Consider the following 25,845-nt stretch of genomic DNA (forward strand, 5'->3'; position numbering starts at 1 on the left):
CCTGAGGTCTCTTGCTCGTCAGATTGTGCCTGTCTTGCGGCGACTGCGCGTCTGCGAACGCCTTCCCCCACTCCGTCGCCGCTTCGCAGCGCCACCTCTCCCCCCTCCGGAGGGAGAGGAAAGGAGCCAAGGCAGGGTAATGGAGGGCGGCGCCGACATGACCCGTTGCGCAGCCCTACTTCACCGCCGAATCGAACAGATGCGCCTTGATCTTCTCGACATCGAGCGCGGCAAAACCTTCCGACAGCTTGACGCCGTCGGCATCGGCCTTGACCTTGGCCTTGTCGAAATCATTGGCCGGGCCGATCAGATCGTTGGTGCAGACATCCTCGGCCTTCACCGGGGCGGTGATCTGGCCGATCTTGTGGATTTCGTCGAAGAAGCCCTGCCAGCTCGCCATGTCGTGCGAGCCCCAGCCGCCGCGCTTGTCCATGTCGCCGCGGAAAACGTTGATCTGCTGCAGGATCGAGGTGGTGCCGAGCTCCGGCCCGAGATTCTTGGCCAGCGTCGGGAACTGCTCGAACACCGCTTCGACCGCCGCGCGTGGATTCTGGTAGCCGAATTCGAGGCCCATCGCCCAGCCGCGCAGGTACTTTTCCAAAAACGCCTTGCGGTCGGGATCCTCGAGATCGGCGGCACGCACGACGAAGGTGTTGGCCGGCAGCTTCGAATTCTGCACGCCGAGCCAGTATTCGAAGTCGAGCCCCTTGGCGATCCATTCGGCGCGCAGCCCTTCCCACGACAGGGCGGCGTCGCCCTGGCCGCCGGCCAGCGCCGTGCCCCAGGTCGGCCAGCCGGCTTCGACATATTTCACCTTCTTGATGTCGACGCCCTGCGCGGCCAGCAGCGGGTCGGTGATCGACTGCCAGGCGGCGGAGCCGAGCAGGATGGTCTTGCCTTCCAGCTTCTTCAGGTCGTTCGATCCCTCGCCCTTGCGGAAGGCGATGCTGAACGTGTCGCGCGCGCCCATATGGAACACCGACTTCAGCTTCATGCCGTTCTGGATGGCGAAGGAGAACACGCCGGGCGACGGGAAGCCCATATCGGCCTGGCCGACATCGACGAACTTCACCGTCGCGGTGCCGTCCGATGGTCCCGGCTGCATGTCGGTGTCCAGCCCGTCGAAATAGCCGGCCTTCTTGGCCGCCCAGTAGGGATAGTCGTCGAGCACTTCGAGCGTGCCGCGCGGCGAGATCCAGGTGAATTTTCCGTAGGGTTCGGCCCTGGCCTTCAGGCCGGTGGCGCCAAGCGCCGTCGCCGTCACCAGCCCGGCGCCGGTGACCTGCAGGAAGTAGCGGCGGCTGATCCCCGCCGGGTTGATCGAGTTCTCTTTGGTCATGGCATTCCCCTTTTTTGTTTGATGTCAGTCTCTTGCCGCCCGCCTCCCGGGCGCCGTCATATCCCTGTGTTCAAGCCTCCCAGCTCGCCCATTTCTTGCCGATCAGGAAAAACAGCACGTAGATCAGGATGCCGAGCGTCGACAGGATCAGCACCACCGCGAAGAACTGCGGCATCTGGATCATCGACGAATAGGTGGTCAGCCGGTTGCCGAGGCCGAAACCGCCGCCGACCATTTCCGCGCCGACCGCGGTCAGCAGGCCGAAGATGGCGCCGATCATCAGCCCGACCAGGATCATCGGCAGCGCCATCGGCGCGCGGATCTTCCAGAAGATCTGCAGGGTGCTGGCGCCATAGGAACGCGCCAGCGCGATCTTGGCGCTGTCGACGCGGCGAAAGCCTGTCGCCGCATTGATCATCACCATCGGCCCGGCGGCCAGCGCCACCGCGATGATGCGCGGCGTGTAGCCGAAGCCGAAGCGCAGGATCAGAAGCGGCACCAGCGCCAGCATCGGCGTGGTGACCAGAAGCAGGATGTAAGGCGCGACGATCTTCTCTGCGAACGGGAATTGGGTGATGACGGCGGCCAGCACCAGGCCGATGATGGCGCCGATGGTGAAGCCGGACACCAGCTCGACCAGCGTGTAGCCGAGATGCGGCGCGATCAGCGGAAACTCGTCGAACAGCGCATAAGCGATCGAGCTCGGCGGCGGCATGATATAGAGCGGCACGTGGAACAGCCGCAGCGCCAGTTCGATGCCGCCGATGATGATCACCGCCACGGCAAGAATGGCCGCCACCTCCTTGCCCGACTTGATGCCGGGGCCGCTGGCGAAGGCGGAAAGGTTGGTCAGGCTGACCTCATGGCCGTCGCCCGCCTTGGCGCCCGACTTGGACTTTGAGAATTCCGGAATGGCATCGCCCCCGCTCACGGCCTGATCCTCACGATTTCGGCGCTCGGGCGCTCCGGCGCTTTTGGCCGCGTGCGTTCGCCGACAATGTCCATCTTGATCCGGTTGGTGAGGTCGAAGACCTCCTTCGTCGCCATGATCTCCAGCGAACGCGGCCGTGGGAACGGCACGCGGTATTCCTTGGCGACGCGGCCAGGCCGGGCGCTCAGCACCACCACCCGGTCCGAGAGAAAAATCGCTTCCTCAATCGAGTGGGTGATGAAGACGATGGTTGTCTTGGTGTCGAGCCAGATCTCCTCGACCAGCCGGTTCATCTCCTCGCGGGTGAAACTGTCGAGCGCGCCGAACGGCTCGTCCATCAAAAGCACCGAGGGCTTTAGCGCCAGCGCCCGCACGATCGCCGCGCGCTGCTGCATGCCGCCCGACAGCTCGCGCGGAAACTTGCCGCCGAAGCCATCGAGTCCGACCCGGTTGAGCAGATGCGCGATCCACGCCCGGTCCGGCTTCTCGCCCTTGATCTCGAAGGGGAAGCGGATGTTGGCGTCGAGGTTGCGCCACGGCAGGAGGTTCGCCTCCTGGAAGACGATGCCGATATCGGGATGCGGACCGGGGATGGCCTTGCCGTCGAGCCGGATCTCGCCACTGGTCAGGCTGTGCAGGCCCGACATCGACCACAAAAGCGTGGTCTTGCCGCAGCCGGAAGGGCCGACGATCGAGACGATTTCATTGACGCTGACATCGAGGCTGCAGCGGTCCAGCGCCAGCAGGTCGCCGGAGGCCGTGTGATAGATCTTGGTCGCTGCCTGCACGCTAAGCTTCGGCTTTTTTGCATCGCCCGTGTTCATCTGCCCCCCGGGAAGATTGCGCGATGATCCATTGGCTCATCCCCAGCGAAAATCAGTCTGTAACTATCCTACTTTCCTGTCAAGCACCGACGATAGCGGCCGTATCACGAAAATCGATTAGTATACCTATCGTCTTGTTTTACCGTCGGTTTTACGGCCTTGAAATGCATGTTGCTTTCCTACATACTTCGGAACTGACACGGACCGGAGAGGAACGGAGGAAGGTGAGCTTTCCCCAACGACACGCTGCGGTTGCGATCCGGTCGGGCACGTGGAGCCAGGGCGTGCAAACATGCTAAGACGACAGCCTCGCAACCCAGGGAAAGACCAGGACCCCATGACCGACGCTGGCAGCCAGGACGAGCCTGTTCCAGGCCCCGATACCGAGGGGCGCGATCCTGTCCGGCGCATCCCCGACATCATCTCGCTGGTCAAGGATTCCTACAGCGAATTGCGCCCGGCCGAACGGCGTGTCGCCGATGTCGTTCTCGACGACGTCAAATATGCCGTCGACGCCTCCAACGCCGCCCTTGCCCAGCGCGCCGGGGTCAGCGAACCGACGGTGACCCGGTTCTGCCGCGCCATCGGCTGCGAGGGCGTGCGCGATTTCAAGCTGAAGCTGGCGCAGAGCCTCGTCGTCGGCGCGCTCTACCTGGCCAAGTCGCCTTCCGTCAGCAATGACAATGGCATGCCGTTCTGGAACGCCGTGTTCGGCGAGGCGCGCCGGGCGCTGCAGGAGGCCGAGCGGCAGCTCGACCCTGCGCAGCTGCAGAAAGCCGCCGAGCTGATCGCCAAGGCGCGCCAGGTCACGGTCTTCGGCCTCGGCGGCAGCTCCTCGGCGCTGGCGCAGGAAACCCAATACCGGCTGTTCCGCTACGGCATAACAGTCAGCGCCCAGTGCGATCCCTATCTGATGCGCATGACCGCCTCGACGCTCAAGCCCGGCGATCTGGTGATCGCCATTTCGGCGACGGGACGCACCCGCGAGGTGATCGAGGCCGTGGAACTCGCCAAGCATTACCGCGCCAATGCGATCGCCGTGACCGCGCCCGACACCGAGCTCGCCCGCACCTGCGACGTCAGGCTGACGGTGGCGGTGCCGGAATATCCCGACACGCTGAAGCCGACGGCATCGCGCTTCGCCTTTCTGGCGGCGATCGACCTGCTGGCGGTGGCCTCCGCCTACAAGCTCGACGGCTCGGCCCGCGAGACGGTGCGCCGCATCAAATACAACGCCCAGATCCACCGCACCGGCAAGGAGATGGAGCCGCTCGGAGATTAGGGCTGCGCTTTTCCTTCTCCCCTTGTGGGAGAAGGTGGATCGGCGCGTAGCGCCGAGACGGTTGAGGGGTGGGTGACGGAGTGCCGTCGGCGCCAAGCTGGAGCACCCCTCATCCGACCTCACTTCGTGAGGCCACCTTCTCCCACAGGGGGAGAAGGGAAGCCGGACATGAAACGAAAGAGGGAAAGAAATGCTCGAAATAGCACCGACGAAACAGGCGGCCGCATGGCTCGAATCCCTGGCGCAGGCGCTCGCAGCCGGCGACGCTGCGGCGGCGAGCAACCTGTTCGTCGACGATTGCTACTGGCGCGATCTCCTGACCTTCACCTGGAACATCACGACCATGGAAGGCCGCGCGGCGATCGCCGACATGCTGGCGACGACGCTGGCGACGGCCAAGCCGAGCGCGTGGCGGCTGACCGGCGAGGCGACCTCGGACGACGGCACCATCGAGGCCTGGTTCAGCTTCGAAACCGTGGTGGCCAGGGGGGAGGGCATCATGCGGCTGCGCGACGGCCGCTGCCGGACATTGTTCACGGCCATGGCCGACCTCAAGGGCTTCGAGGAGCGCAAGGGCGCGGCGCGGCCGCTCGGCGTGCGCCACAAGGCCGATCCCCAGCGCGTGACCTGGTCGGAGGCGCGGGCGCGCGAGACACGCGAACTCGGCACTGATGAACAGCCCTACTGCCTGGTCATCGGCGGCGGCCAGGGCGGCATCATGCTGGGGGCGCGACTGCGCCAGCTCGGCGTGCCGGCCATCGTCATCGAGAAGAATGCCAGGCCGGGTGACTCCTGGCGCAACCGCTACCGCACGCTCGTGCTGCACGATCCGGTCTGGTACGACCATCTGCCCTACATTCCCTTCCCCGAAAACTGGCCGGTGTTCACGCCCAAGGACAAGATGGGCGACTGGCTGGAAATGTATACGCGCGTCATGGAGCTCAACTACTGGGTCGCCACCAAATGCCTCAGCGCCAGCTATGACGAGGCCGAAAAAGTCTGGACCGTGGTCGTCGACCGCGTCGGCCGGCAGATCACGCTGAAGCCCAAGCACATCGTCTTCGCCACCGGCGCCTACGGCCCGCCACGGCGGATCGATCTGCCGGGTGCCGGCCGGTTCAAGGGCGAGTTGCTGCACTCCAGCCAGTATGCCAGCGGCGACAAATTCCGCGGCAGGAAAGTCGCCGTCATTGGCGCTGCAAGCTCCGGCCACGATGTCTGCGTCGACCTCTGGGAGAGCGGCGCCGAGGTCACCATGATCCAGCGTTCGCCGACGACAGTGGTCAAGTCGGACACGCTGATGGAAGTCGGCTTCGAGATCTTCTCGGAAGACGCACTGGCGCGCGGCATCACCACCGAGAAGGCCGACATGATCGTCGCCTCGACGCCGTTCGCGCTGGTGCCCAAGGGCCAGCGGGCGCTTTACGAGGTGATCAAGGCGCGCGACGCGGCCTTCTACGACCGCTTGCGCGCCGCCGGCTTCGCCATCGATTTCGGCGACGACGAGACCGGCCTTCTGATGAAGGCCTACCGCACCGGCTCCGGCTACTACATCGATGTCGGCGCCTCCGACCTGATCATCGACGGCAAGATCGGCATCCGCAGCGGCGTCGCCATCAAGTCGCTGACCCCGAGCGGCATCCTGTTCGAGGACGGCAGTGAACTCGCCGCCGACGCCATCATCGCCTGCACCGGCTATCAGTCGATGAACGAGAATGTCGCCGCGATCGTTTCGCGCGAAGTCGCCGACAAGGTCGGCCCGTGCTGGGGCCTTGGCTCCGGCGTCAAGGGCGACCCCGGCCCCTGGCAAGGCGAGCTGCGCAACATGTGGAAGCCGACCGCCCAGGAAGCGCTCTGGTTCCACGGCGGCAATCTGGCGCTGTCGCGCTTCTATTCGAAATATGTGGCGCTGCAGATCAAGGCGCGGATGGAAGGCATTGAGACGCCGGTTTACGGGGCGGTGAGCAACGCCGGGTAAAGTCGACCCCCACTCCGTCGAGCTTCGCTCGCCGGAGTGGGGGAAGCCATTCGCCAAGCGCACAGTCCCAAGACAGGCACAAGCTGCCGAGATCAGCTAGTCGTGCCGATGCCCAAAGTGCCTCGCCGCAACCTCGACATGGGTATGCGCGGCATGCGCCACAAACCGCTCAGTCTCGCTGACATCGTTGACCGCTTCGTTCGGCCACCAGGTGCCGCCCATAACGATGCCTTCGCACACCAGTCTCTGATCGGCGACCAATGACGCGCCGACCGCGTCGACGAAGGTGAAGCGGCCCGGGCGCTGACGGAGCACGGCGACGTCGCCGACCGTGCCGACGGCCAGTGTGCCGAGGTCCGGCCGCGCGATCGCCTGCGCCGGCGCTTGCGTGGCGGCGCGCAGGACCTCGACCAGCGGCATGCCGAGCGCCAGGAGCTTCGACATGCAGACGAGGATGTCGAAGGCGGGACCGTCGACGCAGTAGAGATGCACGTCGCTCGAGATCACGTCGGGCGCCAGCCCTTCTTCGAGCATGGCGCGGGCGACGGCGAAATCGAACGAGCCCATGCCGTGGCCGATGTCGAAGATGACGCCGCGCTCGCGCGCCAGCCGCATGTCGGGCCGCACCGCGCCGGAAGCGAACACCGGCGCATTCGGGAAAGGCCGGAAGCAATGGGTGAGAATGTCGCCCTTGCGCAGGCGCGGCAGCACTTCCGAGCGGCCGGGCGGCGGTTCGTCGATATGCGCCATCAGCGGCAGGCCGGCCTGGTCGGCGGCCTCCAGCGCCAGATCCACCGGCGCGATGCCGCTGGTGCCGCCGGCATGCTTGCCCGAGCGAACCTTTACGCCGACCACGACATCGCGGTGCTCGCGCACCGCAGCCACAACCTCGCGCGGTTCGCAGAGCCTGAGATCGCTGCACTCGCCCACCGACACCGTCTGCGAGAAGCCGAAAATGCCGGCAAAGGAAATGTTGACATAGGCCAGGATGCGAACCTTCGAGCGCTCCATGACATGGCGGCGGAAGCCGAGGAAATTGCCGGCGCCCGCACTGCCGGCATCGATGAAGGTGGTGGTGCCGCTCTTGGCGGCCAGCCGGTCGGCATCGACGCCAAGCGACGTGCCGCCCCAATAGACGTGGCTGTGCAGGTCGACCAGGCCCGGCGTGACGATGCAGCCGGCGGCATCGACGATCTGCGCGGCGCTGTCCGCCGGGATATCGGCGTCGACCGCGGCAACGCGGCCATTGGCGATGGCGACATCGCGCAGCGCGTCGAGGCCAGCGGCCGGATCAATCAGCCGTCCGCCCTTCAGCAGGAGGTCGAATTGCATGGGATAACCTCCGCTCGTTGCTTTGCTTACAGAGGCCGATAGGCGACCGCCTCGACCTCGATCTTGATATCGATCATCAGCCGCGATTCGACCGTGGTGCGGGCCGGCGGGTTCTTCGGAAAGTGCCTGGCATAGACCGCGTTGAAGGCGCCGAAATCGCGCGCGTCTTCCAGCCACACGGTGGTCTTCACCACATCGTCCATGGTGCAGCCGGCCAGCGCCAGCGCGGCCTTGATATTGGCGAGCACCTGCTCGGTCTGTTCCGATATGCCGCCCTTGACCACGATGCCGTCGCTGCCGACGGGAACCTGGCCCGAGACATAGACGAGATCGCCTGCCCGCACGGCGGGCGACAACGGCACATGCGACGTTCCAAAACACTGTTTCGGCAAGGGACAAGCCTCCTCTGATGACAGGACGGGGTGCCATTGCAGCGCCCGCTTCGATCGACATTTACGCCGATCCGGCCGATCCTCATAGGGGCCTTGTTGGAAAGCAACATTCTTGGAAATCTGCGTTGCTTTATTACAAGAGCCCTTGCATCGTACGCGCTGACGGGCGGCTTGGAAGCCGCACCGCACAGACGCATTTGCCAGAGCGGAGACACCAGCAATGACCTACGACAAGAACCCGTTTCCATCAGGCGATGCCGATCGCCACGCGCTCTGGGAAATGCTGGTGCGGCGCGACATCGACGCTTTCATCGGCCAGGACTGGGCCATGGTCGAGGATGATTTCGTCGCCGAGAGCTTCTTCGGCATGCATGCGCATTTCCTGCACAACGCCGACGCCTGGCGGCTGCAGTTTCCAAGGCTCGACGTCTATCGCGACGAATGGCTGCGCCAGGCCAAAGAGACGGCGGCGACCAAATTCGCCGAGCCGCTGCGCGAGGCGCTGTTTCGCGTCACCAACATGCGAGACATCGACGTCGACGGCGACCGCGCCGTGCTGCACAAGAAGTTCGACGGCTCGGTCGCCAAGGCGGACGGCAGCGTCGACCGGCTGAAATGGCAGACGCTGTATTTCTGCAGCAAGGTCGGCGGAAGCTGGAAGATATCAGGCTTCGTCGGCTATATGCCGCATCCGCTCGGCAGCTAGAGCCAGCTGATCAGTAGAGCGTGACGAAGGCCGGAAACAGCATGCCGGTCGCCCGGAAATGCTCGACCAGTTCGATGGCCGGGAAGATGGCGAGGAAATAGAGCCCGTCGAAAAACGTGCGCTTCAAAGCCCGCGTCGAGAACTGCAGTTCGTCATCGTCGCGGTAGAGCAGCGGGTTTGGCCAGAACCGGGGCGTGCTCTTGGTGTAGGCAAGATAGGCCGGGCCGAACTTGCCGAGCAGAAATTCGGCTTCCTTGCGCGCCGTGACGCGAAAGATGAAAAAGCTGGCAAGGCCCAGCGCCACGGCCGCCATCAGCGAGCCGTAGAGCAATCCAATGCCGACCGCGCCGACCGTCGAGAAGAAATAGAGCGGGTTCTGCGTGGTCGAGAACGGTCCCGTCGAGACCAGTTCCTCGTTCTTCTTGCCGCCGACATAGAGAATGCTCCACAGCCGCCCGACGACACAGACGAGCACCAGGCAAAAGCCGAAGAATTCGATCGTTTCGTGCCCGTCGGAGCCCTCGCTCAGCCCCGGCTTGGTGAGAAACAGCAGCAACACCGCCAGCGCCGCCGCAACCCGCACGAAGATCAGGCGCTTGCGCTGGTCGAAGGCCTGGGAAACCGGCTTGAGGGTAGCGTAGGTCATTTGGTGTTTCCTGGGGCACTGACGGGTGCCCGTGAGCAATGGGCATGACATTGATGGCGGATGAAAGGCGCACGCCCTCTATCGGCGCAGCGCCGGGCGTTCGTAAAGGATCTTTGCGCGGCCCACGCCCATTCTTACGAATTTGTATGCCGCCGGACAGGCCGGCGTGAGCTCGTTTGCTTACGCTGCGCGGATCGCCACCGCCACCGCCACCGCCGCCGCCGCCGCAACCGTCGACCTCAGGACTTCAGCCATGCTCGCGCCCAACAGGCAACAACCCGCCCCACCGAGCCACAACAGGGTTCCCGACGTCACTCTCGACTTCTGGGTGATCAAGTTGATGGCGGTCACCACCGGCGAGACCGCGGCGGACTATCTTGCCGACACGATCGGGCTTGGGCTGACCGTCACCTCGCTGATCATGACCGGCATCCTGATCGCTGCCCTCGTCCTGCAGTTTGCGCAGAAGCGTTACGTGCCGTGGGCCTACTGGCTGGCGGTGGTGCTGATCAGCATCGTCGGCACCCTGGTGACGGACAATCTCGTCGACACTTTCGGCGTGCGCCTGCAGACCACGACCATCGCCTTCTCGGTTGCGCTCGCCGCGACATTCGCGGTCTGGTACGCCAGCGAACGGACCCTGTCGATCCACACCATCTTCACCACCAGGCGCGAAATCTTCTACTGGCTGGCGATCCTCTTGACCTTCGCGCTCGGCACCGCCGCCGGCGATCTCGTCGCCGAAAGCTTCGACATGGGCTACCTCACCACAGGCCTGCTGTTCGGCGGCGCCATCGCGCTCATCGTGCTGGCCTACTGGCTGCTCAATCTCAACGGCATCCTGGCCTTCTGGCTCGCCTATATCCTGACGCGGCCGCTCGGCGCCTCCTTCGGCGACCTGCTGTCGCGGTCGGCCAGGCATGGCGGCCTGGGCTTCGGCACCATCTTCACCAGCCTGCTCTTCCTCGGCTGTATCATTGCGCTCGTCCTGCACATGACCCTGAAGGGGACAACCGACGAAGCCGATGAACTGTTGCTGGACCTGGACTAGGTGCAGGGCGGATGCGCTAGCATTGACAATTGCCGAAAACCCCACCGCTTCGGCCAATCGTGAACGTTCTAGCGCCACCATGCCTGCGCCTTCGTGACATCCTAGGAACAAGCCCGTGCCGGTGATAGCCTCTCCATCTCGGCAACGGACCGGACCTTTCATGCGACTGCTTCTCGTCGAGGACGACCACAGGACGGCCGACTATATCGTCAGGGGACTGACCGAGGCCGGCCATGTCTGCGACCTCCTGCGCAACGGCCATGACGGGCTGTTCGCGGCGACCCGGGGCAAATACGACGTGATCGTCGCCGATCGGATGATCCCCGGTCTCGACGGCCTGTCGATGGTCAAGGCGGTGCGCGCCGCCGGCGGGCGCACGCCGGCGATCTTCCTCACCTCCGTCGGCGGCATCGACGACCGCGTCGAGGGGCTCGAGGCCGGCGGCGACGACTATCTGGTCAAGCCCTTCGCCTTTTCCGAACTCCTCGCCCGCATCAACGCGCTTGGCCGGCGGCCGGCGGCGCAGGAGCAGAAAACCGTCCTGCGGGTCGCCGACCTCGAAATGGACCTGATCATGCGCCGCGTCACGAGGCGGGGCCAGCCGATCGACCTGCAGCCGCGGGAGTTCAGCCTGCTGGAAGTGCTGATGCGCGGCGAAGGCCGCGTCATCACCCGCACCATGCTTCTGGAGCGGGTCTGGGATTTTCATTTCGATCCCAGGACCAGCGTCGTCGAGACCCATATCAGCCGGCTGCGGGCCAAGGTCGACAAGCCCTTCGAAACCCAGCTCATCCACACCGTCCGCAACACCGGCTACAGCCTGCACGCGCCATGACCGGAACATGGTCCCGCCTGCTGCGCAGCACGCCATTCCGGCTTGCCCTGACCTTCGCCTTCCTGTTCGTGCTGGCCTTCGTCCTGTCTGGCGCCATCGTCTACCAGATGATGAGCGCCGATCTTGCCGAGCGGCTCGACGACACCATCAAGGAAACCTACGCGGTCGTCGCCGCGACCTATGCCGAGAACGATCTCAAGGAGCTGGTTGAGACCGTCGGCAGCCACTCCCTGCGCAGCCTCAAGAAGGAGCAGCTGTTTTCGTTGACCGACGCAACGGGCAATCGCCTGGCCGGCAACTTCACCGCGGCAGGGCTTCCCGACGGCTTCTCGATGTTCGACACCGAAATGCCCGGCGTGCCGCCCGGCGCCGAGTACCGCGCCTATTCCGGCCCGGTCGGCGGCAACACGCTGACCGTCGCCTTCAGCCTTTCCGAGACGGAGGAGCTGGAGAGGATCGTGCTGATGAGCTTTGGCTGGGGAACCCTGATCATCACCGGGCTGGCGGTCGCCGGCGGCGCCCTGCTCGCCTCGCGCGTCCAGCGCCGTCTCGACGGCATCGCCGCCACCATGGTGGATGTCTCGCATGGACGGCTGGACACCCGCATTCCGCTGACCGGCAAGGGCGACGACATCGACATCGTCTCCAGCCAGGTCAATGCCGCGCTCGACCGCCTGTCGGCGCTGGTCGAAGGCATGAAACAGGTCAGCGCCAACATCGCCCACGATCTGAAGACGCCGCTCAACCGGTTGCAGATGATCCTCGACACCGCGTCGGAAAAGAACCTGTCGGGCCGGAAAATCGCCGCTGAACTGGCGGAGGCGCATGCCGAGAGCCTGCAGATCAACGAGACCTTCGATGCCCTGCTGCGCATCGCGCAGATCGAGGCCGGCGCCCGCCGGGCGCGGTTCACCGATGTCGACCTGGGCGAGGTGCTGCAAACCATCGCCGAGATCTATGCCGATGTTGCCGAGGACGACGGAAAGTCGCTGTCGTTGGCACAACCACAGGAAACGACGGACCGGATCCATGGCGATCGCGAGCTGCTGACGCAGATGTTCGCCAATCTGGTCGAGAACGCGTTGCGCCATTGTCCATCGGGCACGACGATGAAGCTGTCGGTGGCGCGCCAGGGCGAACGCGTCGTTGCGGGCGTCGCCGACAACGGTCCCGGCATTCCGGCGGAAGAGCGCGAGAAAGTGTTCCAGCGGCTCTACCGGCTGGACCACAGCCGCTCGACATCAGGCAGCGGCCTCGGGCTCAGCCTTGTCCGGGCCATAGCCGATCTGCACGGCGCATCGATCACGCTCGAGGATTGCCGACCGGGACTTGCGGTGGTGGTGAGTTTTCCGCTGGCGACGGATTAGCCGGCGAAACGGCTGGTGCTGTTCAAGCCCAGCTTGGGTTGAGAGGTCCCCTCACCTATCTATCCGCGTCGACAGGATGATCGACGACAGCGTCCGCTCGACTCCATCCATGGCGCCGATCTGGTCGAGCAGCATGTCGAGGTCGCGGATCGATGGGGCGTCGACGATGACGATCATGTCGAAATTGCCGCTGACCGAATGCAGCGTCCTGACCGTCGCCAAACCGCGCAGGCCGCGCACCACCTTGTCGGCAAGCTTGGGCGTCACGGTGAGCAGCACATGCGCCCGCACCAGCCCCTGCTCATAATCCGGCGCCAGCCGCACGCCGTAGCCTGATATGATGCCGCGCTGCTCCAGCCGTTCGATCCGGCTCTGCACGGTTGTCCGCGAGACGCCAAGCCGCCGCGCCAGCTCGGCGGTCGAGGCGCGCGCATTCTCGCGCAGCAGCGAAAGCAGGGTCTGTTCGGCATCACTGAGCATTTCGACGATTCTTCTCGGCGGACTGACCAATCAATGGGTTCGTTTCGTACAGAACCACGCTTCCTTTCGACGGGCAAGCTGCGAATCTGTGCTCACAACCAGTGAGGGATTTGTCATGAAGAAAATTGTCGTTGTCGGCGCCGGCAAGATCGGCTCGACCATTGCCGAGATGCTCGCCGCCACGGGAGATTATCAGGTCACGCTTGTCGACCGCTCGGCAGCACAGCTCGCAGCGGCCGAAGTCCCGGCCACGGTTGCGACGCTGGAGCTCGACATCGAAGCGTCCGGCACGCTTGAAGCCGCACTCGCCGGCAAATTCGCGGTGCTCAGCGCCGCTCCCTTCCATCTGACCACCCGCATCGCCGAGGCGGCGGCCAGTGCCGGCGTGCACTATCTCGACCTGACCGAGGATGTCGTCTCGACCCGCCGCGTCAAAGAACTGGCGCGTTCGGGCAGAAGCGCCTTCATTCCGCAATGCGGCCTGGCGCCGGGCTTCATCTCGATCGTCGCCAACGATCTCGCCAGCCGCTTCGATTCTCTGGAAAGCGTGCGCATGCGCGTCGGCGCTTTGCCGCAATATCCCTCCAATGCGCTGAACTACAATCTGACCTGGAGCACCGACGGCGTCATCAACGAATATTGCGAACCCTGCGAGGCGATCGTCGAAGGCGAGTTGGTCGAGGTGCCGCCACTGGAGGAGCGCGAGGAGTTCTCGCTCGACGGCGTCACCTACGAGGCATTCAACACCTCCGGCGGCCTCGGCACGCTGGCCGAGACGCTGAAGGGCAAGGTGCGCACGCTCAACTACCGCACCATCCGCTACCCCGGCCACGCCGCGATCATGAAGGCGCTGCTCAACGACCTCGGCCTGCGCCATCGCCGCGACGTGCTGAAGGACATTTTTGAAAGCGCCCTGCCGGCGACATTGCAGGACGTCGTCATCGTCTTCGTCACCGTCTCCGGCCGCAAGAACGGCCGCCTGCTGCAGGAGACCTACGCCAACAAGGTCTATTCCCAGCGTGTCGGCCAGGTGGTGCGCAGCGCCATCCAGATCACCACGGCGTCCGGCATCTGCGCCGTGCTCGACATGCTGGCCGACGGCAGCCTGCCGGCGACCGGCTTCATCAAGCAGGAAGACATCGCGCTGGACGCGTTTCTAGCCAACCGTTTTGGCCGCGCCTATGCCCAGCACGAAATGGTGAGTCGGCTGGCGGGGTGAAGCGCATAATCTCCCCGCTTGAGGGGAGATTAGCGATCGAACTACTTCCGCAAGACCATCGGCCGCCCAAGCAGAAACCGGACAAAATTGCCTGCGTTGCGCGAGGCCTTGGCCGAAGTCTGCGGCATCTGCTTTTGCGTAGTCTCTTTTCGAGCCGGCGCGCGCGCTTTTGTCTCGGCACCGGGCCGGCCCACGGTGAAAGCCGGCTCCGCGACCGGCTTGCCGCGCAAGACATTGGCTGCATTGTTGTCATGAATGACGATGCACCATTGAGCCTCCTTCGAGGCCGCCCCGACGGGGTTGAAACGCATCGCCATCCTCGTGTGCTCGTCGCAATAGACCCCGTTCATGGACGGTGATCGCTTCTCGACCAGAGTGCCGAAGGCCGACGTTGGATATTCGTGCTGCGTGTAGTGGTTGGTTGCCGCATCGAAATTCTGGCCGTGCGGAAAGGCGATATAGAGCGGTTGCTGGTTCACCTCGCCCTTGGCGATTTCCCGGCGGGCGTAAAAATCGACACGCTCCATGAAGGTCGGCGCCAGCGCGTCATCGCTGTCGAGCCGAGTCAGCGAAACAAATTCGGCATCCGTGTCGCTTTGGACAAACGCATTGAAGGCGACATTGTAGTTCTCGCCGGCCTTGATGAGAACCGGCCTGATATCAATCCCGGCCGCGCAGCCGCAGACGATCCGGATGTAGTTCTCATGTGTTTCGGAATCGAACGCAATCAGGACCGTAAAGTCCTTCTGCGACTGGCCCTCGAGCGACGGCGCGCAATAGGTGTCGAACAGCGCCAGCCGCTCGACCAGCCACACCGGGTCGAGATTGGCTCTGCCGTGTCCATTCCATTGGCTCGGCATGAAGCCGGTGGCGGTGTTGTAGCGAATCGCCACATATTTCTTCAGGTCGGTGCTCATGGGAGGAGACTAGAGCATGATCCCGAAGGGTGGAATCCGGTTCTCGGAAAACATGGTACGCGGCACTTTCCCGCCAATCGCTTTGGTCGCGCCTAGATGAGCGGCTGGCGAGTTGATCGATGGGCTGGCGAGGGAAGGAAGAGAGCTGGCTCGAACAGGTTCGCCCCTTTCCTCAAATATGCAGCGCGTGTCCCAGCGCCTTCAGCGCTGCTTCCTGGAATCCCTCGCCCTGCGTCGGATGCGCGTGGATGGTGCCGGCGATGTCCTCCAGCCGCGCGCCCATCTCCAGCGCCAGCCCGAACGCCGCCGCCAGTTCCGACACACCCTGCCCGACCGCCTGGATGCCGAGCACCAGATGGTTGTCGGCGCGGGCCAAGACGCGGACAAAGCCGTCCTCGCCCAGCTTCGTCATCGCCCGGCCGTTGGCCGCGAACGGGAACATGCCGATCTTGATCTCGCCGCCGAGCGCCTTGGCTTCTTCCGGCGAAAGACCAGCGGTCACCAGTTCGGGATCGGTGAAGCAAACGGCGGGTATCGAACGCTTGTCCCAGCTGCGCTTGTGGCCGGCAACGATCTCGGCAACCATCTCGCCCTGCGCCATCGCCCGGTGCGCCAGCATCGGCTCGCCGGTGACGTCGCCAACGGCGAAGATGCCGCGCATCGAGGTGCGGCACTGGTCGTCGATGCGGATGAATTTGCCGGCCATGTCGAGGTCGATCTGCTCGAGCCCCCAGCCTTCGGTCACCGGCTTGCGGCCGACCGTCACCAGTATCTTGTCGGCTGGGACCTTGACGCTCTTGCCGTCCGCCGTCTCGACCAGCAACGCGTCACCCTTGGTTGAAAGCCCCTTGGCCTTGGCGCCCAGCATCACCTCGACGCCGAGCGCGGTGAGCCGCTTGACCACCGGCCGGGTCAGCTCCGCATCATACTGCGCCAGCACGCGCGGCAAGGCCTCGATCACGGTCACCTCAGTGCCCATCTTGGCAAATGCCATGCCGAGTTCCAGCCCAATATAGCCGCCACCGACGACCGCGAGATTTTTCGGCACGTCGCTGAGCGCCAGCGCCTCGGTGGACGAAATCGCCCGACCGCCAAACGGCAGGAACGGCAGCTCCACCGGCGCCGAACCGGAGGCGATGACGATCGTTTCGGCCCGGATCACCTGCACGCCCGTCTCGGTCTCGACCGCGACCGTCTTGCCGTCGCGAAAGCTCGCCCAGCCATGCACGGTTTTCACGCCTGCCTTCTTGAGCAGGCCGGCGACGCCACTGTTGAGCCGGCTGACGATGCCGTCCTTCCAGGCGACGGTCCGGGCAAGATCGAGCGTCGGCGCGGTGACCGAAATGCCGAGCGGGCTCTTGCCGCCCGCCATGTGCGACACCTTCTCGAACTCCTCCGCCGCATGGATCAGCGCCTTGGACGGGATGCAGCCGACATTGAGGCAGGTGCCGCCCGGCTTGCCGGCCTCGACGATCACCGTATCGACGCCGAGCTGTCCGGCCCGGATGGCGCAGACATAGCCGCCCGGCCCGGCGCCGATGACGAGCAGCTTGCAGGAGATTTCTTTCATGATGGCACGCTCTTTCTGGTGGCGAAGGCCCCCTCATCCGGCCGCCTCGCGGCCACCTTCTCCCCGGTGGGGAGAAGAGGCGAGCACAGACGCCGGCGACCTCCTCTCCCCTCGGGGAGAGGTCGGATTGCCCCGAATTGCCCTTCGCAATTCGGTTTTGGCAATCCGGGTGAGGGGGCCCTTGCGACCGTTCTCATCCCCTCAATCCACGAAAATCAGCGCCGGCGTTTCCAGCAGCGTCTTGATCCGCTGGATGAACACCGCCGCATCCCACCCATCGATCACCCGATGGTCGAAGCTCGACGACAGGTTCATCATCTTGCGCGGCATGAACTGGGTGCCGTCCCACACCGGCCGCACCATCATCTTGTTGACGCCGACGATCGCCACTTCCGGATGGTTGATGACCGGCGTCGTCGCCACGCCGCCCATGGCGCCGAGCGAGGTGATGGTGATGGTCGAGCCGGACAGCTCGTCGCGTGTTGCCGTGCCGGACTTGGCCGCCTCGGCCAGCCTGATGACCTCGGCGCCGCAATCCCAGATGTCGCGCGCCTCGGCGTGCTTGACCACCGGAACCACCAGCCCCGACGGCGTCTGTGCGGCGATGCCGATATGGATGCCGCCATGCTGATGGACGATGCCGGCCTCGTCGTCGAACAGAGAGTTGAGATTGGGCTGGTCCGCGATCGCCTTGACCATCGCCCGCATCAGGAACGGCAGCAGCGTCAGTTTCGGCCGCTCCACGCCAGGACGCTTCTCCTTGTTGAGCGCCGCGCGCAATTCCTCCAGTGCGGTGACGTCGATCTCCTCGACATAGGTGATGTGCGGAATGCGCGATTTGGACAGCGACATCTTCTCGGCGATCTTGCGCCGCAAGCCGACCACCTTGATATCCTGCACAGCATCGTTGCGGGCGAGGCCGGATGCCTTTGCGACCCGCGGCCCGCGCGCCAGGAACGCTTCGATGTCCTCATGGCCGATGCGACCGGCCGGACCGGATCCGGCAACCTGCCTGAGATCGATGCCGGCTTCTTTTGCCCGCAGGCGAACGGCCGGCGACGCCAGCGGTCTTTCGCCTTGAAGCCGCGGCGCGCCGGAGACGGAAGGCTGCGCCGTGCTTTTCTGTGAGGCTGCCGGTTTCGCCTTGGGCTCGTCGCTCTTTGGGGATGTCTTCACGACCGGCGCAGCAGCCTCGGGCTTCGGCGTCGGAAGTTTTGCCGGAGGCTCAGCGGACACCGCTTCCACTTCGGCGCCTTGCGGCTTGGCGTTGCCCTCGCCCGCCACCTTCAGCCGCACGATAGGCGAGCCGATGGCCACCGTGTCGCCGATCTCGGCGCCCAGCCACAGGATCTCGCCATCGACCGGCGAGGGGATTTCAACCGTCGCCTTGTCGGTCATGACTGCGGCGAGCACAGTGTCCTCGCGGACGATATCGCCGACCTTGACGTGCCATTCGACCAGCTCGGCCTCGGCGACGCCTTCGCCGACATCGGGCAGCTTGATGATGTGTTCGCCCATCTCAGGCTCCCATGGTTTCAAGCAAGGCACGGCCAACGCGGGCGGGACCGGGAAAATAATCCCACTCCTGCGCATGCGGATAGGGCGTGTCCCAGCCGGCAACGCGAGCAACCGGCGCTTCGAGGTGATAGAAACAGTTTTCCTGCACCAGCGCCGACAGCTCGGCGCCGAAGCCCGAGGTCAGCGTCGCCTCATGCACGATGACGCAGCGCCCGGTCTTTTTCACCGAGGCGACGATCGTATCGAGATCAAGCGGCAGCAGGGTCCTGAGGTCGATGATCTCGGCATCGATGCCGGTTTCTTCGACGGCCGCCTGCGCGACATAGACCATGGTGCCGTAGGCGAGCACGGTGAGGGCCGAGCCTGCCCTGCGGATCGCCGCCTTGCCGAGCGGCACCGTGTAGTGGCCGTCGGCCACCTCGCCCAGCTCATGCTTCGACCAGGGCGTCACCGGCCGGTCGTGATGACCATCGAACGGACCGTTGTAGAGCCGCTTCGGCTCGAGGAAAATCACCGGATCCGGATCCTCGATCGCCGCGATCAAAAGCCCCTTGGCGTCATGCGGGTTGGACGGCACCACCGTCTTCAGTCCCGACACATGGGTGAACAGCGCCTCAGGGCTCTGGCTGTGCGTCTGGCCGCCAAAAATGCCGCCGCCGGTCGGCATGCGCACCACGATCGGGCAGGTGAAATCGCCGTTGGAGCGGTAGCGCAGCCTGGCTGCTTCCTGGGTCAGCTGGTCGTAAGCCGGATACATGTAGTCGGCAAACTGAATCTCCACGCATGGCTTCAAGCCATAGGCGGCCATGCCTATGGCAGAGCCGACAATGCCGGATTCGTTGATCGGCGCGTCGAAGCAGCGGCTCTTGCCGTATTTGGCCTGCAAGCCCTGCGTGCAGCGGAAGACGCCACCGAAGAAGCCGACGTCCTCGCCGAACACGACGACTTTTTCGTCGCGCCCCATCGACACGTCCATGGCATCGCGAATGGCTTCGATCATGGTCCGCCTCGGCATGGCTTCAGACTCCCGCCTGCTGGCGCTGGCGTCTGAGATGCGGCGGCATCTCGGCATAGAGCCCCTCGAACATGTCGCGCGTCGACGGCTTGCCGCCGGCATGCAGCGTGCCGTGGCTTTCCGCTTCCTTCTGCGCCGCGATAACCGTGTCGAGGATTTCCGCCTCGGCCTGCGCGTGCCGCTCGTCCGACCAGACGCCGAGCGTGATGAGATGGTTCTTCAGCCGCACGATCGGGTCGCCGAGCGGCCAGGCGTCGGATTCGGTCTTCGGCCGGTAGGCGGACGGGTCGTCCGAGCTCGAATGTGCGCCGGCACGGTAGGTGACATATTCGACCAGCGTCGGCCCGAGATTGCTGCGCGCCCGCTCCGCCGCCCATTTGGCGACCGCATGCACCGCGAGATAGTCGTTGCCGTCGACGCGCAGCGACGGGATGCCGAAGCCGAGGCCCCTCGCCGCGAACGTGCCCGAGCCGCCGCGCGCGATGCCTTGAAAGGTCGAGATTGCCCACTGGTTGTTGACGACATTGAGCACGACCGGCGCCTTGTAGGTGGAGGCGAACACCAGCGCCGAGTGGAAATCGGACTCGGCCGTCGAGCCGTCGCCGATCCACGCGGCTGCGATGCGCGAATCGTTCGATATCGCCGAGGCCATCGCCCAGCCGACCGCCTGGATGTACTGCGTCGCCAGATTGCCGGAGATCGAGAAGAAGCCGTGCTCCTTTGACGAATACATGACCGGCAATTGCCGGCCCTTCAGCGGGTCGGCTTCGTTGGAATAGATCTGGTTCATCATCGTGACCATCGGGTAGCCATCGGCAATCAGCAGCCCGGCCTGGCGATAGGTCGGAAAGTTCATGTCGCCCGGCGCCAGTGCCTTGCGGAAGGCGCAAGCCACAGCCTCTTCGCCCAGATGCTGCATGTAGAACGAGGTCTTGCCCTGCCGCTGCGCCATCTGCATGCGCGCATCGAAGGTCCGCAGCGTCATCATGTGGCGCAGGCCGGTGAGAAGCTCGTCGCTGGACAGCAGGCCGGCCCACGGGCCGACGGCCTCGCCAGTGCGGTTCAGCACGCGGATGATCGAGAAGGCATGATCGCGGATGCTGCGCGGATCGACATCGATGTCAGGACGCGGCACCGAGCCGGCCTTGGGGATCGGCACATTGGAAAAGTCAGGCGTGCCACCCGGCCGCACTTCCGGCTCCGGAACGTGGAAACGCAACATCCCAGCATCGGCCATGACCTTTGTCCTCCAATGTTGCCCGGAACAGATATTTGCATATCTGCGCCGCCAGTGCGAATTCGTCGGGTAGCCTGCGGACGTCGGTCCCGGCCACGCCGGCCGATCCAGCCTCCCACACCCAAGATGAAGATATGTCCGCGAAATTTCTTGTCGATGTTGGGCGGTGGCGCGCAATTAGAGGGAAGGTTGGGCGAGGTTTGCCGGCAGATAAGGTGATTGGTCGACGAACTCGCGCCTTTCCTCTCCCCCGTCGATCGGGGGAGAGGTGTCGAGCGAAGCTCGACGGAGTGGGGGTCGACCGTTCGCCCAAGCTGGATGCCGCCCCCACATCATGCTAACCAGCCCGCCATGGCACAGAAGAAAGCATATGAGGTCGATGGCTGGCTCGCGAAGCCGGACCAGCGGATCTCCATCGTCCTGCTTTACGGCCCCGATCGCGGCCTTGTCTCCGAGCGAGCAAAGGCCTTTGCCGGCAAGACCGGCCTGCCGCTCGACGATCCCTTCTCGGTGGTCAGGCTGGAAGGTTCGGAGGTCGACCGCGACGAGGGCCGGCTGCTCGACGAGGCCCGCACCGTGCCGATGTTTTCCGACCGGCGCCTGCTGTGGGTGCGCAATGCCAGCGGCCAGAAGGCATTGGCCGACGACGTCAAGGCGCTGACGGCCGAGCCCGCGCGCGATGCGATCATTCTCATCGAGGCCGGCGACCTCAAGAAAGGTGTCGGCCTGCGCGCCATCGTCGAGGCGGCCGACAACGCCATGGCCCTGCCTTGCTATGCCGATGAAGCCCGCGACATCGACACCGTCATCGACGGCGAACTGGGCAGGGCCGGCATGTCGATGACCATGGAAGCGAGACAGGCGCTGCGCCGCAATCTCGGCGGCGACCGGCTGGCCTCGCGCGGTGAGATCGAGAAGCTTGTGCTCTACGCCCATGGCCAGACCGAGATCGGCCTGGAGGAGGTCAAAGCGATGTCAGGTGATGTCTCCGGCGCGTCTTTCGACGACGCGGTCGACGCGCTTCTCGAAGGCAAGATCGGCGACTTCGACACCGCCTTCACCCGCCATTGCCAGTCCGGCGGCCAGCCCTTCCTGGTGCTGTCCTCGGCAATGCGGCAGTTGCAGCAGATCCAGATCATGCGCGGCCAGATGGAGTCCGGCAACCGCAACGCCGCCACGGTCGTTGCCGCCGCTCGCCCGCCGGTGTTTTTCTCGCGACGCAAGCTGGTGGAGAAAGCGCTGGAGCGCTGGAGCACCGAAGCGCTCGGCCGCGCACTGACCCGGCTGCAGACGGCGGTGCTGCAGACCAGACGGCGGCCGGATCTTTCCGTGGCGCTGGCAAGACAGGCGCTGCTTGGCATTGCGGTGGAGAGCAGCAGGTTGGCGCAGAGGTAGGAGAGCGATCCTCCTCTTCTCGGCACCGAGCGCTGCCTCCATCGGTCAATTCATTGTCATGGCGCCCACCTGCTGGAAGGTTGGCAGCGCCTGTGGAAAGACCAGCACCGCCGCGCCGTAAAGAAGCAGAGCGATACCCGACACCTTTGCGATCCCACCTCCTGACGGGAGGGTCTTTTCCGCAAAGATCAGCAAGGTGACCACGGCCATTGCGGCGACGTTCATGATCCCGAGAGGAAAGAGGGCGAGAAACAAAAGCCAGCAGCAGCCCAGGCAAAAAAGTCCATGCTCCAGGCCCATGCGAACCGCACCCCAATAACCATCGCGCCATGAGGTCAGGATGAAGCCAATCGGCGTGCGGCATTTGGCCAGACACAGATCTTTCAGTGGGGAGAGTTGATAGGCGCCCCCAATCATCAGCAGCGCGCCGCCGATACGCGCGGCCGTCGCAGCGGACAATCCCACATGCCCGGCAAGCATCTCCGCACCCGCCGCACCGGCAAAGGCGATAACGCCCACCACGCCCCAAACCAGCATATACCCGGCCACGAACACCAGCTCGAGACAAAGGTCTCGCCCCGGCTCTGTTTGCCGGCCTGGACCTTGTGAAACGTCAGGATCATGGACGCGGCCGTCGGAAACATCATGGCAATCATCATGATCATCCAGATGGCAAGAAACAGCGGCGCCTTCATACCCATGGTGAGTGCGTACATTTCCATGCGCATGTCCGCGTCCATGCCCATCTGCTGCCAGACAAGCAGGGTCCACGCCGCCGCAGCGATAGCGATCAGCAGCGCGAGAATGATGTATCGCTGCAACGTCGGGGCCATGGACGAGGTCGTTCCGTGCTACGCTGCCAACGGCTACTGCTGCCCAGACCAATTGATCGGGGCGTAATGTCCGTTTCGGCGGGAATTGTCCCAGCTCATGCCATGATCGCTGAATGTACTGCCTTCCGCCCCCATCGCCAGGGCGAGCCAATCGGGATTGACAGGATGGCCGGTGGCCGCCCACATCTGCCCGTCCTCGCGCATTGTCGGCAGCGGCTCGACCGCCATCTGCATGACGCCCGCAATCTCCGCCGACCGCTTCTTGCCGTCTATCCGGTAGCTTATCGGCACCTTCTTGGCGCCAAGATTCGTGCCAATCATGGGTGCCAGCACCGCCATAGGGCCGCCCGCAGCGCCGGTGAAGATGGCACCTAGCGCCTCTGTTTGCCTGTCATCGGCCCGTTCGTCGATATAGGCGGCGGCCGTCCAATTGCCGTTTGCCATAGGACCCGGCGTGTGAGCGACCATCGCGACACTGAGCCCATCCAATCGAACGTCGCCGTAGTTGCCCGTATTGATATGAAAGACCAAACCGACGTCGCAAACACCTTTCGTCGGCTTCGATGTCAGCTGCGCGTTGGTGGACAGCAGACAAGGACATACGACATCGCAGCTACAATTTTCGAAGTAACTTCCGGACAATTGCCAACGGACTGCCATTTGCACCTCCCACTTGCGTCAGGCGCGTCGGCATATCGCATTGGCGGGGCGGTGCCATTTCACGACTGTTGTAGGAACGGCAAATAGCCCCCGCCTCGACTGACCGGCACGCTAGGGCACATAATTTAAGCCATATCTAATATAGGTTACGCCGTTGCCTGGCACTGTCAAGCCGCGAGCGGCAGGGCTGGCGGCAGGCGCTGCTTGGGATCGCGGTTGAGAGCGCGAGGCTGGGGAGCGAGCCTGATCTCCCCCTCGAAGGGGAGATGTCGAAGGCGACAGAGGGGGCCGCCGCGCGTGGGGCGCTGACCTCTTCTTCGTTCCCGCAGGGGCCCGGCGCTTGATGAGGGGCGACCCCCTCTGGCCTGCCGGCCATCTCCCCTCAAGGAGGGAGATTCGCGGCGTCACCGATTTCGCCAATCACCAGCGCCCCAAAAGGAAAAGGCCGGCCAAACGGCCAGCCCCTTTCCACATGCGCAATCTCCGGCCTCAATATATTTCGCCGGCTAACTAACGCTCCTGCTTCAGCCTTCTGCACAGCTCATCAAGCTGCTCCAGCGACCGGTATGAAACCCGCAAAGTGCCGCCCTTGCCCTTGTGATCCACTGACACAATCATGCCGATCGTATCGGTCAACAGCTTTTCCAGCGCCAGCGTATCGGCGTCCTTCTGCTCCGGACTTGGCGCCGGCTTGGCTTCCTTGGTGCTGCTGGTGCCGGCCGGTATCTGGGCCAGCGCTTCGGCCTGGCGCACCGAAAGGCCCTCTTCGACGATACGCTTGGCAAGGCCGGCCGGATCTTCCGCCGTCACCAGCGTGCGGGCATGGCCCGCCGACAGCGCGCCGTCGACCAGCATGTCGCGGATCACGTCCGGCAGCTTCAGGAGCCTGAGCGTGTTGGCGACATGGCTGCGGCTCTTGCCGATCACCTGGCCGAGATCGGCCTGGGTGTAGCCGTGCTCATCGATCAGTTGCTGATAGCCAAGTGCTTCCTCGACCGCATTGAGGTCGGTGCGCTGGACGTTTTCGATGATCGCCAGCTCGAGCGCGGTGCGGTCGTTGACCTCGCGGATGATGACCGGGATCTCGGACAGCCCGGCGCGCTGTGCCGCCCGCCAGCGCCGCTCGCCGGCGATGATCTCGTAACGGCCGGCCTGTGCCGGCGAAGGGCGCGCCACCACCGGCTGGACGACGCCGTGTTCGCGGATCGACTGGGCAAGGTCGGTCAGCTCGGCGTCGCCGAAATGCCGCCGCGGATTCTTCGGATTGGGGGTCAGGAACTCGATCGGCACCTTGCCGTCGGCGCTCATGCCTGGTTTTTCAGGCGCAGCTGGGCGATCGATCTCGCCGATCAGCGCCGCCAGCCCACGCCCCAGTCTCTTTCTCGAAAGGTCTTCGCTCATCTTTATTCCAGGTTCCGGATCGTTTCGGTATCGAATCGGCTCTTTAGATTGCAGGGAGTCTAATCAAGCGGCGCGTAACTTGCGCTCGCGGCGGATCACTTCCGACGCCAGTTGCAGATAGGCCTGGCTGCCCGAGCATTTCAGATCGTAAAGGATCGCCGGCTTGCCGTAGGACGGCGCCTCGGACACCCGCACATTGCGCGGGATGACGGTCTCGTAGACCTTGTCGCCCATATGCGCCCGCACATCCTGCACCACCTGGTTGGCGAGATTGTTGCGGCCGTCATACATGGTCAGCACGATGCCTTGGATGGTGAGATCCGGATTGATCGAGCGGCGCACCTGCTCGACCGTCTCCAGCAACTGGCTGAGGCCTTCGAGCGCGAAGAACTCGCATTGCAGCGGCACTAGAACAGAATCGGCCGCAGCCATTGAATTCAAGGTCAAAAGGTTGAGCGAGGGCGGGCAATCGATCAGCACATAGCCGAAAGGTGCGCCGCGCTCGGTCGCGGCGCGCAGCGCATTGCGCAGCTTGAGCACCCGGTCCGGCGCCGAAGCGATTTCCATTTCGATGCCGAGCAGGTCGAGCGTCGACGGCACGATCGACAGGCCAGGCACCGCCGTCGGAATAGCCGCGGCTTCCAGCTCCAGTTCGCCGGTCAACACGTCATAGGACGACACGGTCCGATCCTTGCGGTCGATGCCGAGGCCGGTGCTGGCATTGCCTTGCGGATCGAGATCGACGATCAGCACCTTTTCGCCGATCGCGGCCAGCGCTGTCGCCAGATTGATGGCGGTGGTGGTCTTGCCGACACCGCCCTTCTGGTTGGCTACGGTGATGATTCGGGGGCCATTCTTCATCATGGGTCTATGCCAGAAGTTCATTTTGGGTCGCCAAAGTGTCTGACAAATCGCGG

Annotated in this window: 25 protein-coding genes; 8 read left to right on the plus strand and 17 right to left on the minus strand. The window is 64.3% G+C overall.

All coding sequences use genetic code 11. From position 1 onward, the window contains the following. Positions 1 to 175: 175 nt before the first annotated feature. The 3 genes from AC0L2D_RS30785 to AC0L2D_RS30795 form a co-directional block, all read right to left on the minus strand. Positions 176 to 1,339 (minus strand): ABC transporter substrate-binding protein, encoded by a 1,164-nt coding sequence (locus AC0L2D_RS30785; RefSeq protein WP_013528758.1) that lies wholly within the window; start codon positions 1,337 to 1,339, stop codon positions 176 to 178. 70 nt (positions 1,340 to 1,409) lie between these two features. Continuing rightward, positions 1,410 to 2,270 (minus strand): ABC transporter permease, encoded by an 861-nt coding sequence (locus AC0L2D_RS30790; RefSeq protein ID WP_013528757.1) that lies wholly within the window; start codon positions 2,268 to 2,270, stop codon positions 1,410 to 1,412. Next, positions 2,267 to 3,094, minus strand: coding sequence for an ABC transporter ATP-binding protein (locus AC0L2D_RS30795; RefSeq protein WP_473543918.1), 828 nt, complete (start codon positions 3,092 to 3,094; stop codon positions 2,267 to 2,269). The genes AC0L2D_RS30790 and AC0L2D_RS30795 overlap by 4 nt, the downstream gene beginning before the upstream one ends. Positions 3,095 to 3,431: 337 nt before the next feature. Between AC0L2D_RS30795 and AC0L2D_RS30800 the strand changes: the two genes are divergently transcribed. Together AC0L2D_RS30800 and AC0L2D_RS30805 are read left to right on the plus strand one after the other, a co-directional pair. Then, positions 3,432 to 4,376 (plus strand): MurR/RpiR family transcriptional regulator, encoded by a 945-nt coding sequence (locus AC0L2D_RS30800; RefSeq protein WP_024504069.1) that lies wholly within the window; start codon positions 3,432 to 3,434, stop codon positions 4,374 to 4,376. A 190-nt stretch (positions 4,377 to 4,566) separates the two neighbouring features. After that, a complete protein-coding gene (locus AC0L2D_RS30805) occupies positions 4,567 to 6,354 on the plus strand; it encodes a flavin-containing monooxygenase (protein ID WP_473543920.1) in 1,788 nt (595 codons plus the stop codon). 96 nt (positions 6,355 to 6,450) lie between these two features. Here the strand turns inward: AC0L2D_RS30805 and AC0L2D_RS30810 are convergent, their stop codons facing one another. Both AC0L2D_RS30810 and AC0L2D_RS30815 read right to left on the minus strand, forming a co-directional pair. Continuing rightward, the gene (locus AC0L2D_RS30810; RefSeq protein WP_013528753.1) at positions 6,451 to 7,686 is read right to left on the minus strand and encodes an amidohydrolase/deacetylase family metallohydrolase; all 1,236 of its coding nucleotides are present in this window, start codon (positions 7,684 to 7,686) and stop codon (positions 6,451 to 6,453) included. Positions 7,687 to 7,712: 26 nt separating this feature from the next. After that, a complete protein-coding gene (locus AC0L2D_RS30815; protein WP_013528752.1) occupies positions 7,713 to 8,078 on the minus strand; it encodes a RidA family protein in 366 nt (121 codons plus the stop codon). Between the two features lie 220 nt (positions 8,079 to 8,298). On the opposite strand from AC0L2D_RS30815, the gene AC0L2D_RS30820 reads away from it, so the two are divergent. Continuing rightward, positions 8,299 to 8,784, plus strand: a complete 486-nt coding sequence (locus AC0L2D_RS30820; protein WP_024504073.1) for a hypothetical protein — start codon at positions 8,299 to 8,301, stop codon at positions 8,782 to 8,784. 10 nt (positions 8,785 to 8,794) lie between these two features. Here AC0L2D_RS30820 and AC0L2D_RS30825 read toward each other — a convergent pair whose 3' ends face one another. Further along, on the minus strand, positions 8,795 to 9,430 hold the full coding sequence (locus tag AC0L2D_RS30825) for a methyltransferase family protein (protein WP_024504074.1): 636 nt from the start codon (positions 9,428 to 9,430) through the stop codon (positions 8,795 to 8,797). Positions 9,431 to 9,683: 253 nt separating this feature from the next. Here AC0L2D_RS30825 and AC0L2D_RS30830 point away from each other — a divergent pair, with 253 nt between their 5' ends. The 3 genes from AC0L2D_RS30830 (at position 9,684) to AC0L2D_RS30840 (ending at position 12,683) form a co-directional block, all read left to right on the plus strand. Further along, entirely contained in the window at positions 9,684 to 10,481 is a 798-nt protein-coding gene (locus AC0L2D_RS30830) for a COG4705 family protein (protein WP_473543951.1), read from the plus strand. A gap of 160 nt (positions 10,482 to 10,641) precedes the next feature. Continuing rightward, positions 10,642 to 11,316, plus strand: coding sequence for a winged helix-turn-helix domain-containing protein (locus AC0L2D_RS30835; RefSeq protein ID WP_473543923.1), 675 nt, complete (start codon positions 10,642 to 10,644; stop codon positions 11,314 to 11,316). Then, positions 11,313 to 12,683 (plus strand): HAMP domain-containing sensor histidine kinase, encoded by a 1,371-nt coding sequence (locus AC0L2D_RS30840; protein WP_473543925.1) that lies wholly within the window; start codon positions 11,313 to 11,315, stop codon positions 12,681 to 12,683. The genes AC0L2D_RS30835 and AC0L2D_RS30840 overlap by 4 nt, the downstream gene beginning before the upstream one ends. 51 nt (positions 12,684 to 12,734) lie before the next feature. Here the strand turns inward: AC0L2D_RS30840 and AC0L2D_RS30845 are convergent, their stop codons facing one another. After that, the gene (locus tag AC0L2D_RS30845) at positions 12,735 to 13,163 is read right to left on the minus strand and encodes an Lrp/AsnC family transcriptional regulator (protein WP_013528746.1); all 429 of its coding nucleotides are present in this window, start codon (positions 13,161 to 13,163) and stop codon (positions 12,735 to 12,737) included. 115 nt (positions 13,164 to 13,278) lie between these two features. Here AC0L2D_RS30845 and AC0L2D_RS30850 point away from each other — a divergent pair, with 115 nt between their 5' ends. Next, on the plus strand, positions 13,279 to 14,382 hold the full coding sequence (locus AC0L2D_RS30850) for a saccharopine dehydrogenase family protein (RefSeq protein ID WP_473543927.1): 1,104 nt from the start codon (positions 13,279 to 13,281) through the stop codon (positions 14,380 to 14,382). A gap of 41 nt (positions 14,383 to 14,423) precedes the next feature. Here AC0L2D_RS30850 and AC0L2D_RS30855 read toward each other — a convergent pair whose 3' ends face one another. From AC0L2D_RS30855 to AC0L2D_RS30875, 5 genes are all read right to left on the minus strand, one after another. Next, entirely contained in the window at positions 14,424 to 15,299 is an 876-nt protein-coding gene (locus AC0L2D_RS30855) for a glycosyltransferase (RefSeq protein WP_473543929.1), read from the minus strand. 172 nt (positions 15,300 to 15,471) lie between these two features. After that, positions 15,472 to 16,869, minus strand: a complete 1,398-nt coding sequence (lpdA, locus tag AC0L2D_RS30860) for a dihydrolipoyl dehydrogenase (RefSeq protein WP_473543931.1) — start codon at positions 16,867 to 16,869, stop codon at positions 15,472 to 15,474. Between the two features lie 201 nt (positions 16,870 to 17,070). Further along, positions 17,071 to 18,387, minus strand: a complete 1,317-nt coding sequence (locus AC0L2D_RS30865; protein WP_064992664.1) for a dihydrolipoamide acetyltransferase family protein — start codon at positions 18,385 to 18,387, stop codon at positions 17,071 to 17,073. A gap of 1 nt (position 18,388) precedes the next feature. Next, complete coding sequence (locus AC0L2D_RS30870; protein WP_013528742.1) at positions 18,389 to 19,402, minus strand: alpha-ketoacid dehydrogenase subunit beta; 1,014 nt, start codon at positions 19,400 to 19,402, stop codon at positions 18,389 to 18,391. A 4-nt stretch (positions 19,403 to 19,406) separates the two neighbouring features. After that, positions 19,407 to 20,639, minus strand: a complete 1,233-nt coding sequence (locus AC0L2D_RS30875; RefSeq protein ID WP_473543932.1) for a thiamine pyrophosphate-dependent enzyme — start codon at positions 20,637 to 20,639, stop codon at positions 19,407 to 19,409. A gap of 351 nt (positions 20,640 to 20,990) precedes the next feature. Between AC0L2D_RS30875 and holA the strand changes: the two genes are divergently transcribed. Further along, positions 20,991 to 22,034, plus strand: coding sequence for a DNA polymerase III subunit delta (gene holA / locus AC0L2D_RS30880; RefSeq protein ID WP_024504082.1), 1,044 nt, complete (start codon positions 20,991 to 20,993; stop codon positions 22,032 to 22,034). Between the two features lie 45 nt (positions 22,035 to 22,079). Here the strand turns inward: holA and AC0L2D_RS30885 are convergent, their stop codons facing one another. The 5 genes from AC0L2D_RS30885 to AC0L2D_RS30905 form a co-directional block, all read right to left on the minus strand. Further along, entirely contained in the window at positions 22,080 to 22,556 is a 477-nt protein-coding gene (locus AC0L2D_RS30885; RefSeq protein ID WP_473543934.1) for a DUF2182 domain-containing protein, read from the minus strand. Then, complete coding sequence (locus AC0L2D_RS30890) at positions 22,451 to 22,867, minus strand: copper chaperone (protein WP_473543936.1); 417 nt, start codon at positions 22,865 to 22,867, stop codon at positions 22,451 to 22,453. Before AC0L2D_RS30890 ends, AC0L2D_RS30885 begins: the two co-directional genes overlap by 106 nt. Positions 22,868 to 22,900: 33 nt before the next feature. Further along, a complete protein-coding gene (locus AC0L2D_RS30895; RefSeq protein WP_024504084.1) occupies positions 22,901 to 23,527 on the minus strand; it encodes a DUF1326 domain-containing protein in 627 nt (208 codons plus the stop codon). A 510-nt stretch (positions 23,528 to 24,037) separates the two neighbouring features. Continuing rightward, positions 24,038 to 24,928, minus strand: a complete 891-nt coding sequence (locus tag AC0L2D_RS30900) for a ParB/RepB/Spo0J family partition protein (RefSeq protein WP_013528737.1) — start codon at positions 24,926 to 24,928, stop codon at positions 24,038 to 24,040. A gap of 63 nt (positions 24,929 to 24,991) precedes the next feature. Then, positions 24,992 to 25,792 carry a ParA family protein gene (locus AC0L2D_RS30905; RefSeq protein WP_013528736.1) on the minus strand — a complete coding sequence of 267 codons (801 nt, stop codon included), beginning with the start codon at positions 25,790 to 25,792 and terminating at the stop codon, positions 24,992 to 24,994. Between the last annotated feature and the right edge of the window lie 53 nt (positions 25,793 to 25,845).

The sequence above is a fragment of the Mesorhizobium sp. WSM4833 genome (assembly GCF_055811095.1).

Coding starts and splice junctions, on each gene's coding strand:
- AC0L2D_RS30800 (WP_024504069.1), top strand. CDS start 3,432: ATGACCGACGCTGGCAGCCAGGACGAGCCTGTTCCAGGCCCCGATACC.
- AC0L2D_RS30805 (WP_473543920.1), top strand. CDS start 4,567: ATGCTCGAAATAGCACCGACGAAACAGGCGGCCGCATGGCTCGAATCC.
- AC0L2D_RS30850 (WP_473543927.1), top strand. CDS start 13,279: ATGAAGAAAATTGTCGTTGTCGGCGCCGGCAAGATCGGCTCGACCATT.
- AC0L2D_RS30890 (WP_473543936.1), bottom strand. CDS start 22,867: ATGGCCCCGACGTTGCAGCGATACATCATTCTCGCGCTGCTGATCGCT.
- AC0L2D_RS30855 (WP_473543929.1), bottom strand. CDS start 15,299: ATGAGCACCGACCTGAAGAAATATGTGGCGATTCGCTACAACACCGCC.
- AC0L2D_RS30905 (WP_013528736.1), bottom strand. CDS start 25,792: ATGATGAAGAATGGCCCCCGAATCATCACCGTAGCCAACCAGAAGGGC.
- AC0L2D_RS30810 (WP_013528753.1), bottom strand. CDS start 7,686: ATGCAATTCGACCTCCTGCTGAAGGGCGGACGGCTGATTGATCCGGCC.
- AC0L2D_RS30830 (WP_473543951.1), top strand. CDS start 9,684: ATGCTCGCGCCCAACAGGCAACAACCCGCCCCACCGAGCCACAACAGG.
- AC0L2D_RS30840 (WP_473543925.1), top strand. CDS start 11,313: ATGACCGGAACATGGTCCCGCCTGCTGCGCAGCACGCCATTCCGGCTT.
- lpdA (WP_473543931.1), bottom strand. CDS start 16,869: ATGAAAGAAATCTCCTGCAAGCTGCTCGTCATCGGCGCCGGGCCGGGC.
- AC0L2D_RS30865 (WP_064992664.1), bottom strand. CDS start 18,387: ATGGGCGAACACATCATCAAGCTGCCCGATGTCGGCGAAGGCGTCGCC.
- AC0L2D_RS30875 (WP_473543932.1), bottom strand. CDS start 20,639: ATGGCCGATGCTGGGATGTTGCGTTTCCACGTTCCGGAGCCGGAAGTG.
- AC0L2D_RS30825 (WP_024504074.1), bottom strand. CDS start 9,430: ATGACCTACGCTACCCTCAAGCCGGTTTCCCAGGCCTTCGACCAGCGC.
- AC0L2D_RS30870 (WP_013528742.1), bottom strand. CDS start 19,402: ATGCCGAGGCGGACCATGATCGAAGCCATTCGCGATGCCATGGACGTG.
- AC0L2D_RS30820 (WP_024504073.1), top strand. CDS start 8,299: ATGACCTACGACAAGAACCCGTTTCCATCAGGCGATGCCGATCGCCAC.
- AC0L2D_RS30795 (WP_473543918.1), bottom strand. CDS start 3,094: ATGAACACGGGCGATGCAAAAAAGCCGAAGCTTAGCGTGCAGGCAGCG.
- AC0L2D_RS30835 (WP_473543923.1), top strand. CDS start 10,642: ATGCGACTGCTTCTCGTCGAGGACGACCACAGGACGGCCGACTATATC.
- holA (WP_024504082.1), top strand. CDS start 20,991: ATGGCACAGAAGAAAGCATATGAGGTCGATGGCTGGCTCGCGAAGCCG.
- AC0L2D_RS30900 (WP_013528737.1), bottom strand. CDS start 24,928: ATGAGCGAAGACCTTTCGAGAAAGAGACTGGGGCGTGGGCTGGCGGCG.
- AC0L2D_RS30845 (WP_013528746.1), bottom strand. CDS start 13,163: ATGCTCAGTGATGCCGAACAGACCCTGCTTTCGCTGCTGCGCGAGAAT.
- AC0L2D_RS30895 (WP_024504084.1), bottom strand. CDS start 23,527: ATGGCAGTCCGTTGGCAATTGTCCGGAAGTTACTTCGAAAATTGTAGC.
- AC0L2D_RS30785 (WP_013528758.1), bottom strand. CDS start 1,339: ATGACCAAAGAGAACTCGATCAACCCGGCGGGGATCAGCCGCCGCTAC.